At 63.5% G+C, this 15,627-nt stretch carries 17 protein-coding genes; 7 read left to right on the top strand and 10 right to left on the bottom strand.

What is annotated here, in order from left to right; all coding sequences use genetic code 11:
• Nucleotides 1–262: 262 nt before the first annotated feature.
• Nucleotides 263–1,444: a hydantoinase/carbamoylase family amidase gene (locus GOW72_RS02030; protein ID WP_170364788.1), complete on the bottom strand. Its 1,182-nt coding sequence runs from the start codon at nucleotides 1,442–1,444 to the stop codon at nucleotides 263–265.
• Between the two features lie 158 nt (nucleotides 1,445–1,602).
• Between GOW72_RS02030 and GOW72_RS02025 the strand changes: the two genes are divergently transcribed.
• Genes GOW72_RS02025 through GOW72_RS02010 form a run of 4 tightly spaced genes read left to right on the top strand, consistent with a single transcriptional unit; the run spans nucleotide 1,603 to nucleotide 5,102 of the window.
• Nucleotides 1,603–2,253 (top strand): histidine phosphatase family protein, encoded by a 651-nt coding sequence (locus GOW72_RS02025; protein WP_170364786.1) that lies wholly within the window; start codon nucleotides 1,603–1,605, stop codon nucleotides 2,251–2,253.
• A gap of 18 nt (nucleotides 2,254–2,271) precedes the next feature.
• Nucleotides 2,272–2,886 (top strand): glutathione S-transferase family protein, encoded by a 615-nt coding sequence (locus tag GOW72_RS02020; RefSeq protein WP_170364783.1) that lies wholly within the window; start codon nucleotides 2,272–2,274, stop codon nucleotides 2,884–2,886.
• Nucleotides 2,887–2,900: 14 nt separating this feature from the next.
• Complete coding sequence (locus GOW72_RS02015) at nucleotides 2,901–3,956, top strand: saccharopine dehydrogenase (RefSeq protein WP_170364781.1); 1,056 nt, start codon at nucleotides 2,901–2,903, stop codon at nucleotides 3,954–3,956.
• A gap of 3 nt (nucleotides 3,957–3,959) precedes the next feature.
• Nucleotides 3,960–5,102, top strand: a complete 1,143-nt coding sequence (locus GOW72_RS02010; RefSeq protein WP_170364778.1) for a saccharopine dehydrogenase family protein — start codon at nucleotides 3,960–3,962, stop codon at nucleotides 5,100–5,102.
• A gap of 81 nt (nucleotides 5,103–5,183) precedes the next feature.
• Here the strand turns inward: GOW72_RS02010 and GOW72_RS02005 are convergent, their stop codons facing one another.
• From GOW72_RS02005 to GOW72_RS01985, 5 genes are all read right to left on the bottom strand, one after another.
• Nucleotides 5,184–5,387, bottom strand: a complete 204-nt coding sequence (locus GOW72_RS02005) for a DUF1127 domain-containing protein (protein ID WP_093964173.1) — start codon at nucleotides 5,385–5,387, stop codon at nucleotides 5,184–5,186.
• A 50-nt stretch (nucleotides 5,388–5,437) separates the two neighbouring features.
• Nucleotides 5,438–5,665 (bottom strand): DUF1127 domain-containing protein, encoded by a 228-nt coding sequence (locus GOW72_RS02000; RefSeq protein ID WP_170360650.1) that lies wholly within the window; start codon nucleotides 5,663–5,665, stop codon nucleotides 5,438–5,440.
• A gap of 121 nt (nucleotides 5,666–5,786) precedes the next feature.
• The gene (locus GOW72_RS01995) at nucleotides 5,787–6,860 is read right to left on the bottom strand and encodes a hypothetical protein (RefSeq protein WP_170364777.1); all 1,074 of its coding nucleotides are present in this window, start codon (nucleotides 6,858–6,860) and stop codon (nucleotides 5,787–5,789) included.
• 91 nt (nucleotides 6,861–6,951) lie between these two features.
• Nucleotides 6,952–7,269: a DUF3775 domain-containing protein gene (locus tag GOW72_RS01990; RefSeq protein ID WP_093964170.1), complete on the bottom strand. Its 318-nt coding sequence runs from the start codon at nucleotides 7,267–7,269 to the stop codon at nucleotides 6,952–6,954.
• An 87-nt stretch (nucleotides 7,270–7,356) separates the two neighbouring features.
• Nucleotides 7,357–8,127, bottom strand: a complete 771-nt coding sequence (locus GOW72_RS01985) for a DUF1365 domain-containing protein (RefSeq protein WP_170364774.1) — start codon at nucleotides 8,125–8,127, stop codon at nucleotides 7,357–7,359.
• Between the two features lie 150 nt (nucleotides 8,128–8,277).
• Here GOW72_RS01985 and GOW72_RS01980 point away from each other — a divergent pair, with 150 nt between their 5' ends.
• From GOW72_RS01980 to GOW72_RS01970, 3 genes are read left to right on the top strand one after another with little or no spacing between them, the layout of a single operon-like run.
• Nucleotides 8,278–8,934 (top strand): sigma-70 family RNA polymerase sigma factor, encoded by a 657-nt coding sequence (locus GOW72_RS01980; protein ID WP_174825133.1) that lies wholly within the window; start codon nucleotides 8,278–8,280, stop codon nucleotides 8,932–8,934.
• A 10-nt stretch (nucleotides 8,935–8,944) separates the two neighbouring features.
• A complete protein-coding gene (locus tag GOW72_RS01975) occupies nucleotides 8,945–9,595 on the top strand; it encodes a ChrR family anti-sigma-E factor (protein WP_093964400.1) in 651 nt (216 codons plus the stop codon).
• 56 nt (nucleotides 9,596–9,651) lie between these two features.
• The gene (locus GOW72_RS01970) at nucleotides 9,652–10,056 is read left to right on the top strand and encodes a hypothetical protein (RefSeq protein ID WP_170364772.1); all 405 of its coding nucleotides are present in this window, start codon (nucleotides 9,652–9,654) and stop codon (nucleotides 10,054–10,056) included.
• Nucleotides 10,057–10,059: 3 nt separating this feature from the next.
• Here the strand turns inward: GOW72_RS01970 and GOW72_RS01965 are convergent, their stop codons facing one another.
• The 4 genes from GOW72_RS01965 to GOW72_RS01950 all read right to left on the bottom strand — a co-directional run bounded on the left by GOW72_RS01965 (nucleotide 10,060) and on the right by GOW72_RS01950 (nucleotide 15,626).
• The gene (locus tag GOW72_RS01965; protein ID WP_170364770.1) at nucleotides 10,060–11,298 is read right to left on the bottom strand and encodes a DNA recombination protein RmuC; all 1,239 of its coding nucleotides are present in this window, start codon (nucleotides 11,296–11,298) and stop codon (nucleotides 10,060–10,062) included.
• Nucleotides 11,299–11,355: 57 nt separating this feature from the next.
• Nucleotides 11,356–13,212 carry a DNA mismatch repair endonuclease MutL gene (mutL, locus tag GOW72_RS01960; protein WP_170364768.1) on the bottom strand — a complete coding sequence of 619 codons (1,857 nt, stop codon included), beginning with the start codon at nucleotides 13,210–13,212 and terminating at the stop codon, nucleotides 11,356–11,358.
• Nucleotides 13,213–13,494: 282 nt separating this feature from the next.
• On the bottom strand, nucleotides 13,495–14,424 hold the full coding sequence (locus GOW72_RS01955; RefSeq protein ID WP_170364766.1) for a metal ABC transporter permease: 930 nt from the start codon (nucleotides 14,422–14,424) through the stop codon (nucleotides 13,495–13,497).
• Nucleotides 14,421–15,626, bottom strand: coding sequence for a metal ABC transporter permease (locus GOW72_RS01950; RefSeq protein WP_170364764.1), 1,206 nt, complete (start codon nucleotides 15,624–15,626; stop codon nucleotides 14,421–14,423). Before GOW72_RS01950 ends, GOW72_RS01955 begins: the two co-directional genes overlap by 4 nt.
• Nucleotide 15,627: the final 1 nt, after the last annotated feature.

Below are 15,627 nucleotides of genomic sequence, written 5' to 3'. Positions count from 1 at the left end.
ATGGCTGGGAATAGCATGCCACGGCAGCCTTTCCGGATCGAGTCAGTGGAATTCTGGCTGGGCGACATGCATTTTCCGGTACCGGCAACTTCGCGGCTGGCGGTGTTCCGTCCAACTTCAGATCGCAGGTATTCATCACGGCCTAAATCGCTCATGGACAAGGAGTATACATCTGCATGCTGCAGCTTTGTGTCGTATAGGAAACTTTTTTCCGTTACGCAACAGCTGAAATTGCAATATTCACGGTCGGCGGCCCCATACCTCAGCGATCGGCAAGTGCCGCCGCCAGGGCCTTCAACCCCGTCACCAGATCGTCTTCGGCAGTGTCCTCCGCGAAGTCATGACTGATACCGTTGATGGATGGCACGAACAGCATTCCGACCGGCATCAAGGCTGCCACGTTCGACGCATCGTGCAAGGCCCCGGATGGCATGACCCGCCAGTTGCCGGGCGCGACGGTCTGGGCTCCGTGTTCCAGCGACCGCCGGAGGGTTGGATCCATCTCAACCGGTTCGATGCCCAACATTGGCCCGAACTGCGCATCGCCCCCGAAGGATTCACTCACCTCTTGGGCGGTCGTACGAATGATGCTTTCCATTCGGGCCAGACGATCCGTCTCCTGATCGCGCCACTGCATCGAGAAACGGACCCGGCCGGGAACGATTGACGAGGCATTCGGAGACAGCTCAACATGACCGATCGTCCAGACCGTCTGCGGGGTCACCACGTTGCGGAACCGCTCGTTGATCAGGCCATTGAAGATCGTCAGAGCCTGGAACGCGTCTCGGCGCAGGTGCATCGGCGTCGTGCCGGCGTGGTTCTGCTGGCCGGAAAACTCGATGACCACGTCGCGAATGCCCACGATGTCCGAGACCACACCGATGGCCTCGGCGTTGGCATCCAGAACCGGACCCTGCTCGATATGCATTTCGATGAACCCGGTGAATTGGGCGGGGTTCACAAAATCCTGCGTCAGACTTTGCATCCGAGCGCGCGCATCGCCAAACCCTATGCCCGCGTGGTCGGTCAGGTCGTCGGCCTGCGCAAGGGGCAACTTGCCGGACCAGATGGCTGATCCGGTCGTGACGCCGAACCGGCCCTCCTCATCCTGAAAGCTGACCACCGAGATCGGGCGCTGGCTGGAGCGAGCCAGCTCCAACGCCGCGATTACGCCCAGCGCGCCATCCAGCCAACCGCCCTCGGGCTGGCTGTCTGAATGTGACCCCATCAAAAGCGACGGCGCGGATGCCAGACCGAACAGGTTTCCGACCGGATCAAAATGCGGTTGCAGCCCGGCCTCCTGAAACCGGTCGGCCAGCCATCGCCGCGCCGCAATGTCCGCGTCTGAATATGCCGCGCGCACGACGCCCTTACCCACCCCCGCAGCCCCGAATTCCCGCAGCTTGTGCAGATCATCCAGAAACCTCTGCGCATTCACGGCCATTGCGCTGTCCTTTCTTGTCGCTTGCCGCAACTCTATCGCCGGGCCGTCCGCCCGCAAGCCCGGTTGCAGCCTGTCCCGGTTTTTTGACGGCAACCGGCCGAACACCTCTGGCCCCTGCGTGCAAGCTGCCCTAAGACTTCGGGCCAAGAGGGACCGACATGTCATACATCACATTGGTACGCCACGGGCAGGCCAACACCACCGCACGAGACGAAGACAGTTATGACAAGCTCAGCGAGCTTGGGCATCAGCAGGCGCGCTGGCTTGGGGCCCATCTGCGCGAGACCAAAGCCCATTATCCACGGGTGTTTTGCGGCACCCTGACCCGGCATGTGGAAACGGCGGCAAGCATGGGTCTGCCGGAACCCGTCCGCGATACACGTCTGAATGAAATCGAGTATTTCACCCTTGCGCAACTGTTCGAGGAACAGCACGGCGTGACGATCCCGACGGACCGCGAAGGCTTCGTTCAGCACCTGCCGCTGACCTTCAAGGCCTGGGCCAACGGCGACATTCGGAACGCGCCCGAAACCTTCGAGCAGTTTGAAACCCGCGTCTCGGACGCTCTGCGCGAAATCCATGACGGCGACGGGCCGGCCATCGTGGTGACCTCGGGTGGGTTGATCTCGATGGTGGTGCGGCAGGCGATGGGGCTGGACATTCCGGCAATGGCGCGCGTGGCCCTTGCCATCATGAACACCTCATTGCATCGTCTGCACCCGATCGGAGCGGACCTGAGCCCGGTTCTGTTCAACGCGGTTCCACATCTGGAAGCGCCGGACCGGCATTTCGCCCAGACCCACCTGTAACCGGATCGGAGGTCCCAGATGCAGATCTACTACGCACCCCGCACTATCTCGATCGCTGTCGTCATCGCGCTTGAGGAAGCCGGTCTGGACTATGAGGCGATCAAGCTGGACTTCGCTGCGGGCGAGCAGACGACGGCGGTTTACAAGCAGATCAACCCCAAAGGTCGCGTTCCCGCTCTGGTGGTCGATGGTGGCATTCTGACGGAAACCGGCGCTCTGCTTGAATACATTGCAGCCAAGGCCCCGAAGGCCGGGCTTGTTCCAGACGATCCGGTCCTGGCCGCGCGGATGCGCGAGGTGATGTATTACCTGGCCTCGACCATGCATGTGAACCATGCGCACAAGATGCGCGGTCACCGCTGGGCAGATCAGGAGGCCAGCTGGCAGGACATGAAGGGCAAAGTGGCCCAGACCATGACTGAGTCCTGCGCTTACATCTCGTCAAACGGGCTGCGCGGTCCGTTTGTTTTAGGCGAGGCATTCTCGCTGGCCGACGCCTATCTCTACGTGGTTTGCAGCTGGTTGGAAGGTGACGGTGTCGATGTCACGGCCTTTCCCAAGATCCAGGCCTTCCGCGCGGCGATGGAGGCCCGACCCGCGGTTCAGGCGGTACGGGCCGCCGGAATGCTCTGACAAAAGGACATCGCATGACACATCTCTGGGTCCGGGCTGAACAACGCCCGAACGAGGAACGGGTTGGCCTGACGCCCGATGGCGCTGCACAACTGATCGCCGCCGGCATTCGCGTGACGGTCGAGGAAAGCCATGTCCGGGCCATCCCGATCGACGGCTACCGCGACGCGGGCTGCGAAATCGCGCCGGAGAACTCGTGGCCGGATGCGCCGCTGGACGCGATCATCTTCGGTCTCAAGGAACTGCCCGAGGACGGTACGCCTCTGCCGCATCGCCACATCATGTTCGGCCATGCCTTCAAGGGTCAGCATTCGGGCCGCAAGCTGCTGGAGCGCTTCAAGGCCGGCGGCGGCACGCTGTATGATCTGGAATATCTCGTCGATGAAACCGGACGGCGGGTCGCGGCCTTCGGCTACTGGGCGGGCTACGCGGGCGCGGCGGTCACGCTCAAGACCTGGGCGGCGCAGCAGCGCAGTGAGATCTGCGGCCCCGTCGGTGTCTATCCCAGCAAGGACACGCTGAACGCCGAGCTTCTGGCCGAGCTGGACGCCACCAGAGCGCCCCGCCCCCGCGCCATCGTCATCGGTGCGCTTGGCCGCGTCGGCACCGGCGCGTCCGACCTGTGCGAGGCGATGGGAGTCGAAGTGACGAAATGGGACATGGCGGAAACCGCCCATGGCGGGCCGTTCCCGGAAATCCTGGAACACGACATCTTCCTCAACTGCATCTTCGCCCGCCCAGGAACCCCGGTCTTCGTCCCGCGCGAGGCGCTGAATGCCCCGCGCCAGCTGACCGCCATCGGCGACGTGGCCTGCGACCCCGACAGCGACTACAACCCGGTGCCGGTCTATGACCGCGCCACAACCTGGGAAGAACCCGCCCTGCGCGTGGCCACCGACCCGGTGCTGGACGTGATGGCCATCGACAACCTGCCCTCAATGCTGCCGGTCGAAAGCTCGGAAGACTACGCCGCGCAACTTCTGCCCTCGTTGCTGACCCTGACAGACCTGACCTCGGGCGTTTGGGCGCGGGCCGAGGACACCTTCAAATCCCATATCGAAAGGATCTGAGCCATGACGATTCACTGGTGTGGCACCGGCCTGTCGGCCATCCCCGGCCTGCGCCGCCTGATCGAGGCCGGCCACAAGATCACCGTCTGGAACCGGACCGTCGACAAGGCCCGCGCCGAGGTCGGCGACCTGACCGACGACATCCGGGCCTTCGACATTGATGCTCTGAGCGCGGTGCTGGAAAAGGGCGACGTGATCGTCTCGATGCTGCCGGGCGACTGGCACGTGCCGCTGGCGGAACTGGCGATCGAGAAGGGCGCGAATTTCGTCTCGTCCTCGTATATCGCGCCCGAGATGCGCGCGCTGGACGACAAGGCCCGCGAAGCCGGCGTCGCGCTGGTCAACGAGGTCGGGCTGGACCCCGGCATCGACCACCTGATGGCCCACGCGCTGGTCGATGACTACCGCGCGTCCGACGCCTTCGACCCGGAAAACCACCTCAGCTTCATTTCCTATTGCGGCGGCATCCCCAAGAACCCCAACCCGTTCCGCTACAAGTTCAGCTGGTCGCCCCTGGGCGTGCTCAAGGCGCTGCGCTCGCCCTCGCGGTCGATCCGCGACTATGCCCCGCTGGACGTGGCCCGGCCCTGGGACGCGATCAGCACCTATGTCGCCCCGCTGCCCACGCCCGAAAGCTTCGAGGTCTATCCCAACCGCGACTCGATCCCCTTCATGCAGCAGTACCATTTCGAGGAGCACTGGCCGGTCAAGGAATTCGTCCGCGGCACTCTGCGGCTGAACGGCTGGTCGGATGCGTGGTCGGACGTGTTCCGCGAGATCGAAACGCTGGAAGGCCCCGAGGGCGATGCCCGGCTCAAGGAAATGTCCGACCAGTTCTGGGCCGAGAACGCCTATGAAGAGGGCGAGCCGGACCGCGTCGTGCTCTGCGTCGGCCTGAAGGCCGAGAAGGACGGCATACCGGTCTGGCACAAGACCTATGTGATGGACGCCTGGGGCGACGCACGCGGCAGCGCGATGGCGCGTCTGGTGTCGATCCCGGTCTCGCTTGCGGTCGAGGCGGTGCTGAACCGCGCCATCCCCGCCGGCGTCCATGCCGCGCCCAGCGATCCGAAACTGGTTCAGAGCTGGATGGCCGAGATCGACAAGCTGGCACAGCACCTGCAGGTGGTCGACCACCTGGCCTGACCCAACCAAAAAGCCATTCCGGACGCACCGGAATGGCTTTTTTCTGGTGTTTTCACCAACCTTTGGATTGGCGCTTGTGGTTCAGATGTAGCGCTCGATCGTTTCCTCAAGATCGCTGCGGTTGATGCCAAGCTCGGACAACTGCCGGTCATCCAGACCGCTCAGATGTTGCGCCGCGCGTACGATGTCATCCTTGACCGCCCGGATGCGCATGGCGCGGTCGAACAGAAGCAGCGCGCTGGCGGATGGGCAGGGTTGTTGAGTCGGTTGCATTGTGTCGAGCATCGGCTGTTTCCTCCCTGTTTGGCCGGTGTCCTGGTGGGGCGCGACCCCGGTTACTGCGTCAACGCGGCGCGCTGATAGACGCTCTGATAGGCCGTTTGGGGGATGTCTGAGCGGGTGATGCCGATATCGTGCAGCTGCTGGTCGCTCAGGCGTTCGAGGTCACGGACCGTCTTCGCAAAGATCTGCTTCCGAAACCGTTCGGTCTTGGCCTCGGCGTATTTTGCAAAAAGGTCATGAAACAGGCTGTGGTTCGACTGTGTGGTTTGTGCGGTTGCCATTGGTTTGTCTTCCTGAAATCCGAACTGCATTGCAGTACTGTCATCAGATAAAAGGACGCCGCGTTAACGGTTCCGGACCAACGGATTAAGCTTTGTTAACCTTACGTCAGGGTTGGCGGGGTCACTGACCGGATGGCAGGGCCACCCGGATGGCGAAGGCGGTGGCGGGGTCGATCTGCGGGTCAGCCAGAAGCGCCCGCAGCGCAGGGGCAAGCGTATCATCCCCCCAATCGCGCGTGGCCAGGGCGATCTGCCCGGCCGTGCTTTGGTCGCGCGCTATCTCACCGACAAAGATATCCAGGATCTTCCCGCGGTGTTCCGGCATCGCATCGCCGCCGTCGATCAGCGCCGCGATGATCGCCTGGCGATCCTTTGGAGAAAGCGGGCTGGCGGTCAGAGCCTCCTGGATCGTATTCAGGGCTTGGTCGCCGTCGATTTCGATACCGGCAAGCGCCCATTCGCGCAGGTTGAACCCTCCGGTGGCGACCGCCTTTGGATAGACCGTGCGCACCGCCTCTGCCGCGGCCGGATCAGATTGCAGGCCCAGCAGCCGGATCGTTGCCGGGGCATAGGCTACGCGATTCAGGCTCCGCAAATCGCGCAGAAGATCCGGGGTTGCAGCAGCGTCGCGCAGGCCGCGCACAGACGCATAGGGTGCCCGGTGGAGTTCAATGAGAGCGGTGTTCCGCAACAACCGGTCTCCGGAATTCAGATAGGCCGCGAAAAACGCGGCGCGCTCGGCGGATCGGGATCCGTCCAACCGCCAGCCTTGGCCTTGCGCCTGTACCTCGGCAACAAAATCGGCCCGCTGCGGCGTCATCAGAAATCCCTTGGTCCAGGACTGATCAAAGGCGCGCCCGGCCTTGTCCCGGCGGCCTGGGCCATAGATCATCAAGACCACCCGGTCAGGATCGGCGCGCAAGGCATTCCGGGTGCTGCTGTCCACCAGAAACGGTATCTGGGGGAGGTCTGCAACCTCGTCCCAACTGCCTTTCAGCAACCCGACGGGTGCATAGCGGAACGGGTCGTCGGGCGCGGGCGCGGCCAGAACGATGACCGAAGCAGACAACAACCGGTCGGCCAGAGAGTTTTCGGGAAGTGCCAGACAAACGGTGCAGGCCAGCGCCGGACGCTGCGGCCACGCCGGAACGGCCATAAGGGCCAACACCAATATCGTCTTCAACATACGCGGCATCTGGCGCCCCTGCTGTGGACCGGGCGCTGTGCAATACACGGCGCCCTCTGCCCCGGAGCATAGCGCAGAAACACCGTGCGGGCGACCAAGTCTACATCAGGTCGTTCTCGACATCTTCGGCCGAGATGCCCAGCGCGTCCAACCCGTTCTCAAGGTGATCCGACAGATGCGGCGTGCCGATCAGGTAATCGGCACATGGCGTCGAGGCCTCGGCCTTGGCCGTAGCGATCGCCTCGCTGAGGTCGTCCGGGAAAAAGCTTTCACGTCCAATCCACATGATCGCCACCAACTCGGCTTGCTCGTCCTCGTCCATGCGATCGATAAAAGCCCGCAGCTCGCCCTCGGCGCGATCCAGCTCGCGGCCCATCATGGCGACCTGGGCGACTTTGGTTGGCGAGATTTCCAGCATTGGTTTCAACTCCTCTGTCCGCAATTGAAGTCCATCTCAACCATTGCATCGCGCCTGCGTCCTTGATCTTGCGCAAACTGCAGATCGTCACTCGCGTGGGCGCGAGACGGGGTGAGATGGCACCGGCGCGGTGCGGAACGGTCGGAAAGTGGCCTTCTTGATCCACAGTTTCAGCGCCTGCCAGTGGATCAATGCAACCGCCCGCCGCGCGCCAAACGGGCGTCGCAGCAGCGAACGAAGGATCGCGCCATTGGTGAGAGGTTGCCGGACGCCCGTGAGCGTAGCAATCAAACCGCCCCCGTCGCGGCCGTAGTCGATCCAAACCCCGACCCGGTCCGGGCGCAGGTCGAACCGGAAAGTGTAAGTGCCCTCGATCTTTTGAAACGGCGAGACATGCATGACCTTGGTCGCGCAAATCCGGTCAGAAGGAGCGATCAAGTCAAACCCCGGCTTGTGGCAGACATAACTGTGCCGCGTTCCATGAGTGTTGGTGACCTCGGCCACCACGGCAAACAGTGCGCCTGCGTCATTCAGGCAAAACCAGAAACTGACCGGGTTGAATACGTGGCCCAGCACCCGGGGTTGGGTCAGCAACAGAACCTGCGCGGGTTGGGGGATTTGCATCGCCCGCAGACTGTCGCGGAGCCACGGGGCACCCCGACCATCGCCGGGCTCCCCTCCGTGATCGCGGGTCCGCCAGCCGGTGAGGTTGGGTCTATCTACCGAAAACAACGCGGGCGTTTCCGCCGCCTGTTCGGGATCCAGCAGGATGTAGTCGACCGAGTAGCGAAAGGCGTTCTCGATGGCACCTTTCCTTCCGTGAAAGGTATGGGCCGGAACGAAGTCGATTTCTGGCATGGTCTGACTGATCTTTTCTAGCGGTCAACATTCTGGATCGGCTGGGTTTTTCAGCGAACATCCATGATTATGATACGAAAAAAACGCGCGACCGGATCAAAAATCTCGGGCAGGCGTGATCCGACTTGGGTACGGCAGCGTAATACAGTTATGTTTACCGAGATGGACACCGTTGTTCCGGACGATGTCGCGACCGCCCCGGCGGCGCGGCCAGCTGGGCGCGGCACGAAACGAACCAAGGGATCGTCGGTGAACGGTACGAAGAATAATGGCGCAGCAAGATGCGAGTGGGTGTCCCACGTCCAACGCATCCGGCAGTCGCAGGATCAGGCGGCGTTTGCCGAGCTGTTCCAACACTTTGCCCCTCGGGTCAAAGCGTTCCTGATCCGGTCGGGTTCGGACGCGACGTTGGCCGAGGAATGCGCGCAGGAAGTCATGGCCACGTTGTGGCACAAGGCGCATCTGTTTGATCCGTCACGGGCTACCGTGGCTACATGGGTCTTTACGATCGCGCGGAACAAACGCATCGACGCCATTCGCAAACAGCGGCGTCCTGAACCGGAAGAACTGACATGGGGTCCCGAAGCGGAACCCGAACAGGAAGACGTAATCGCGCTGCAACAGGAAACGGCGCAACTGAAAACGGCCCTGCTGCAATTACCCGAGGCACAGCGGGAACTGATCGAGAAGGCATATTTTGGTGACCTGAGCCATCGCGAGATCGCCTCGCAGACCGGGCTTCCGTTGGGCACCATCAAATCGAGAATTAGGCTGGCGCTGGACCGCTTGCGCCACGCGATGAACTGAGATGATAGAGATGAGCAAAGAGATCAAACATCACCTGACGGACGACCTGCTGATGGCCTACGCCTCGGGCACACTGCCCGAAGCGTTCGACCTGATGGTTGCGACCCACCTGTCCCTGTGCGACCATTGTCGCGCCCGCGCTGAGAGTTATGACGCGGTGGGCGGACACATGCTTGAGGACCAGGTCGAAGCCGCACCTTTGTCCGCGGATGCCTTGTCATCGACAATGGCTCTGATCGCGCAGGGTGCTCCGACCCCCAGGCCCGCGCGCGCGAAATGCGACGTTCTGCCGGCCCCATTGCAGGATTACGTCGGCGGTGACGTGCACAGCATCCGCTGGAAGCCGATTGGGATGGGCGTCAAGCAGGCCATTCTGCCAACATCGCGCGACGCTACGGCGCGCCTGTTGTTCATCCCGGCCGGTGCGGCGGTACCGGACCACGGCCACAAGGGCATGGAACTGACCATGGTTCTGCAAGGCGCGTTTTCCGACGAGGTGGATCATTTCGCCCGCGGCGATGTCGAGATTGCAGACGAGGATCTGGAACACACACCCGTGGCCGACATGTCCGAGGACTGCATCTGCCTGGCCGTGACCGACGCTCCGCTGAAGTTCAACAGCCTGATCCCACGATTGGTGCAGCCCTTCCTGCGAATCTGAACGGCCCCTCAGTTGTGCTAGGCTTGGAGCCGGGAATCACCGGGAGGATATGCAGAATGTTGAAACAAGGTCTGGCAGCCCTGTTCATTGCCGTTGTGGCCCTGCCGGCCTCGGCCCAAAGGACGGCCGAGGTGAAATTCCAGCCCGGAAACTTCGGCACAATGGTCAACGGCACCATTACGGGTGATGAATATTTCGACTACGTGCTGGGTGCGAAAGGCGGGCAGGAATTGTTTGCCGAACTTCAGGTCAGTGATACCAACGGCAGCGGCGTAGTCTATTTCAACATCTTGCCGCCGGGCAGCGACGGGGTAGCGATCTACAACGGCTCGATCGACGGCAACACAGCCCGCATCACCCTGCCCGAGGACGGGGATTATACCATCCGCGTCTACTTGATGGGCAATGACCGGGATACCGGCAAGACCGCCGGCTACAATCTGGACCTGTCCATCCAGTAGACCTCAGCCCTCGGACTTGCCCAACGGCACCACGTTGGCGCGGTCCTCGGGGGCCAGTTCCTCGAAATCGAAATTGTCCAGCCGCTGCGCCCGCCTGCCGGCCTTTTCGGCGCTGATCTTGATTTCCGAGATATCCTTGGCCGCCTGACCGAAATGCCGGTCGAGATTTGCCACCCGGTCGCCCAGACGTTCCACATCCTTGTGCAGCATGCCCAGTTCCTTGCGGATCGCGCCCGCCTGTTCGCGCATCCGCGCGTCCTTGAGGATCGCCCGCATCGTGTTCAACGTGGCCATGCAGGTGGTCGGCGAGACGATCCAGACCCGTTTCGAGAAACTCTCCTGCACCAGTTCGGGGAACTTGGCGTGCAGCTCGGCATAGACCGCCTCGGAGGGCAGGAACATCAGCGCCCCGTCGGCGGTTTCACCGTCCAGGATGTACTTGGTCGAGATGTCGGTGATGTGCTTGCGCACCGTGCTGCGGAACATCTGCACCGCCGCCTTCAACTCCATGTCATTGCCCGCGCCCACCAGCGCCTCATAGGCCTCCAGCGGGAATTTGCTGTCGATCACGATGGGCCCCGGCGGGTTGGGCAGGCGGATCAGACAGTCGGCGCGTCTGCCGTTCGACAGGGTCGCCTGCAGCACATAGCTGTCCGAGGGCAGCGCCTTGGACACGATGTCGTTCAGCTGTATCTCGCCGAAGGCACCGCGGGTCTGCTTGTTCGACAGGATGTCCTGCAGCGACAGCACGTCGCCCGACAGTTTGGTGATGTTGTCCTGCGCCTTGTCGATGGCGGCCAGCCGTTCCTGCAACTGGGTCAGCGAGGTCGCTGTCTGTTTCGACGACCCATGCAGGGTTTCCTTCATCCGCTCCTGCATCTCGGCCAGCGCGCGGGCGGATTTCATGGCGTTGTCGGCCAGCCGGTCGTTCATGTGCTGCTGCACCGCCGACAGCCGCGCCTCGACCGTCTGGATCACCTGCACCTGCGCATTGGCCTGCGTGTCCGAGACATGCTGCAACCCGCCGCGCAATTGCTCCTGCCCCTGCCCCAACTGCTGCACATGCTGGCCCAGATAGGCCAGCTGCTGCGCCAGCGGCTCGGCCATCCGGGCCGAGCGGTTGGCCGCGCGCACGGCCAGAAACAGCAGGACGAGGATCAACAGAACCACCCCCGCCCCGATCAGGGCGGCCATCACCATGGGGTCTTCCAGCGAATATCGGGTGCCTGCAATCTCGATCATCTCAACCTGCGCGTTCTTGTTTTGTTTCTTCTTTTCTACCGCCGATCGGCGGCCGGATCAACTGCGGCCGAACAACCGTTCGATATCGCTCAGCTTCAGCTCAACGTAAGTCGGCCGCCCGTGGTTGCACTGGCCGGAATGGGGCGTGGCCTCCATCTCGCGCAGCAGGGCGTTCATCTCTTCGGCGCGCATCCGGCGGCCCGAGCGGACCGAGCCATGGCAGGCCACCCGGCTGAGGATCGCCTCGATCCGCGCCTGCACCGTCTGGCTTTCGCCCTGATCGGCCAGCTCGTCCAGAATGTCGAGGATCATCGCCCGCGCGCTGACCTCGCCCAGAATGGCTGGGGTCTCGCGCACCGCCACCGCGCCGCCGCCGAAGGGCTCGATGGTCAGGCCCAGGCGCGACAGGTCGTCGGCCACCGCGAGCAGGCGGGCGCAGTCGCCCTCGGACAGTTCGACGATCTCGGGGATCAGCAGCGCCTGCGCGGCCACGCCGTTCTCGGCCATCTGTGTCTTGAGTTTCTCGTAGACCAGCCGTTCATGCGCGGCGTGCTGGTCCACGATCACCATGCCGTCGGCGGTCTGGGCGATGATGTAGTTTTCATGCACCTGCCCACGCGCGGCCCCAAGCGGCAGATGCTCGGGCGGGGTCTGGTCGGACTGCGACGGTTCGGCCACTGGTTCGACCACGCTGCCGCTGTAGGCATTGGCCAGATCGGCAAAGCCGGGTGCCTGCGCTTGATAGGCCACGGCCCGCGCCGCTGGTGACGGCCGGTCCATCTGATAGACCCGCGCGGGCGCCGCCGGGGCCGGTTCGGGCCGCATCGCGCCCAGCGTCGCGTTGGCCACGGTGGTCGAGGCGCGGTGCCCCGCCTCGGCCAGCGCATGCCGCAGGCTCGAGACGATCAGCCCGCGCGCCACACCGGGATCGCGGAACCGCACCTCGGATTTCGCGGGGTGCACGTTCACGTCGACCAGAGTCGGCTCGCAGTCGATGAACAGGGCCGCCGCCGGGTGCCGGTCGCGGCTGAGGAAATCGAAATAGGCCGCCCGCAGCGCCCCGGTCAGCATCTTGTCGCGCACCGGCCGGCCGTTGACGAACAGGAACTGCGCCACCGCCGCGCCGCGCGAATAGGTGGGCAGAGCGGCATATCCGTACAGCCTGATCCCCTCGCGGGTGGCGTCGATCTGCAAGGCATTCTCGGCAAACTCGCGCCCCAGAATGCGGGCCAGGCGGGCGTGCAGCGCGTCGAACAGGTCTCCGTTCTCGCGGTCGGCGCGGAACACCACGCGCCCCTCGCCCCCGCCCGAGACATCGCGCAGGGTGAAGGTGATGGAGGGTTCCGCCATGGCCAGCCGCTTGACCGTGTCCGAGATCGCCTGAGCCTCGGCCCGGTCGGTGCGCATGAATTTCAGCCGCGCGGGCGTGGCATAGAACAGGTCGCGCAGCTCGACTACGGTGCCGGCGCGCAGGGCGGCGGGCTTCACCGGTTCCATCTTGCCGCCGGCCACGCGGATCTGGGCCGCCTCGGTCCCCGTCGCGCGGCTGGTGATGGTCAGGCGCCCCACCGCGCCCAGCGAGGGCAGCGCCTCGCCCCGGAACCCGAAGGTGTGAATGTTGAGCAGGTCCGACCCGTCGATCTTGGAGGTCGCGTGGCGCGACAGGGCCAGCGGCAGATCCTCGGGCGCGATACCGCATCCATCGTCGGTGACGCGAATCAAGGTCTTGCCGCCATCGGCGATGTCGATGGCGATCCGGGTCGCGCCGGCGTCGATCGCGTTCTCCACCAGTTCCTTAACGGCGGAAGCGGGGCGTTCGACCACTTCACCGGCGGCGATGCGGTTGATCGCGGCCTCGTCGAGTTGCCGGATTACCGGGCGATTTTCGCTGATATTGGGGTTTGCCTGCGCCATACCGCTAGACCTAGCACAATCGCACGCGATTCTGCCACCGGTTTACGCTGCTTTGGTATAGGGGGTCGGATCGCCCGGCCAATCGAGATGCACAACCCGAATTGGTTGCCATAAGTTTCACGATTGCCCGGACGATCCGTGGTGAGTGGTGGTCATTAACGATGTAATGGCGCGGTGTCTAACACGGTGCGTTGGACAAATCTGCTTAAGGTTCGCTTGCCCCGTTTGGTGGGCAAAGTTTGGCCGATCACCGACCGGACCGGGCGGCGGGAACACGCCGGATCAGCCCGGACCCGGCGCTGCTGCGCGCATCCGGCAGGGGCCAAACACGGCCGCGAAAGCCAGAATCAGGCCGGACATGGTGGCAATCATCCCGGCCGCACTGACGGAGTCCGACCCGCCCAACCACAGCGGGCCATATCCAGCCAGGATATAGCCGGACACGGCGGATAGGATGGCGAAGACAACACTCCAGGCAATCTGGGTCTCAAGCCGGTCGGTCATCATCCGGGCGGCGGCCGGCGGGCAGATGAACATCGCGATCACGATGATCGAGCCGACGGCATCAAACGCGGCCACGGCTGCAATCGCCGCCGAAATCACCAGCGCCATTCCCAGCGCCCCGGTTCGAATTCCGATCGTCCGGGCAAAGCCTTCGTCGAAGGTCGAGATCTTGAGCGGCCGCCAGAACAGCCAGACGAACAGGCTGACACCCACCAGGGTCAGGGCGATCCGAGCAAGCTCGGGTGGCAGGCCGGCCAGCGCGACCGGATCCAGCAGCGAGGACCAGCCAGTCGCGTCAAGCCAGATCAGGCTTTCCAGGCTGCCATAGAGTGCGTGTTCGACATCCAGATGAACGCTCGAAGTGTCGGTCTGCTCCAACAACAGCACCCCTCCGGCGAACATGGTGGTGAACACGACGCCCATTGCAGCGCCCGGTTCGATCTGGCCCAGCCTCCGGATGGTCTCGATCAGCACAACGGCGACAACCGCCGCGCCCGCGGCGCCCAGCATCATCGGCCAGGTCGAGATCGCGCCGGTGACAAGAAAGGCCACGACGATTCCGGGCAGAACCACATGGCTGATGGCGTCGCCGATCAGTGCCTGTTTGCGGAGCACAAGGAAGTTTCCGGGCAATGCGCAGGCGATGGCCGCGAAGGTCCCGATCAACAGCGGCGTCAGGGACAGGGGAACGAATTCTTCACCGCTCATGGGCGAACCTCCCGTGGTCCGCCAATGCGGCGGTCGATGTCGTCGATCTGGTCACGGGTCAGAACCGTTTCGATGTCGCGCAACCCGTCATACAGGGCGGCGGCTGCCTCGTGCGCATTGTCGGCGCGTACGATTTCCCAGCGTTTCTCGTCGCGCAGCGCCTTGGCCGCCTGCGCTCTGCCGGCATCCGTAGCCACCCCGTCGGGCCGGGCAAGTCCGGCCTGACGCAGCAGGCGCAATGTGTAGGGTTCATAGATGTTCTGGCCTTGAGCAAGCGCCAGCAACCCCTGTCGGATGTGAACCCGCCGCTGGAACCGTAGATGCCGCACGATCGCGGCCAATACGCCGCGCACCGGAGCCAGAAACAGCGATAGGACAAAAAAGCCAAAGCTGAACAGGACGATGATCGGTCCGGTCGGCAAGTTGGGCGCCGAGGCGGACACCGCCGCACCCAGATAGCCCGACAACCCACCAATGACCCCCGACAACAGCACCACATGGTCGGACCGGTCCGACCAGAACCGCGCCGTGACGGCGGGTATGATCAGCAAAGCCACGATCAGGATCAATCCGACGATCTTCAGCCCGACAACCGTGACCGCCATGACAAGCCCCATCATCGCAAGGTCGATGCGATGCACTGGCAGCCCCAAGGCGGCCGCATATTCGGAATCGAACGCCACCATCATCATGGGGCGGCGGATGATCATGACGAGCAGCAGCGTTGCAGCGCCGCCGATCGCGATGATCAGAGCGTCGGACCACAGCATCCCGGCCGTCGAGCCCAGCAAGAACCCCTCAAGCCCGGCCTGTCGGCCCACCCCCATGGTCTGGATGATTGTCAGCAGAACGATACCAAAGCCGAAGAAGACCGACAGGACCGCCCCGATCGCCGCGTCCTCGGCCAGACGGGTGCGGCGGATCAGCCAGTTCATGCACAACAGACCCACGGCGGCCGAAATCGCGGAGCCGGACAGCAATCCGATCAGGTTTCGCCCGGTTCCGCCCAGCGCCACCAAAACCATAAAGGCGATGCAGACGCCCGGAAGGGTCGCGTGGCTGATGGCGTCACTGACCAGCGCCCGCTTGCGCAGAAACAGGAAGGTGCCCGTCACGCCGGCCGAAAACCCAAGCAGCGTGGCGCCGATGGCAACCAAGGTGGCGTTGTACCCCAATTGCAGGGTCAGAGCGTCCCACAGCATG

It is taken from the genome of Ruegeria arenilitoris, assembly GCF_013032855.1.
GTDB lineage: Bacteria > Pseudomonadota > Alphaproteobacteria > Rhodobacterales > Rhodobacteraceae > Ruegeria > Ruegeria arenilitoris.
The sequence above is the reverse complement of the archived record's forward strand: the minus strand, read 5'-3'. Positions and strand labels throughout refer to the sequence as shown.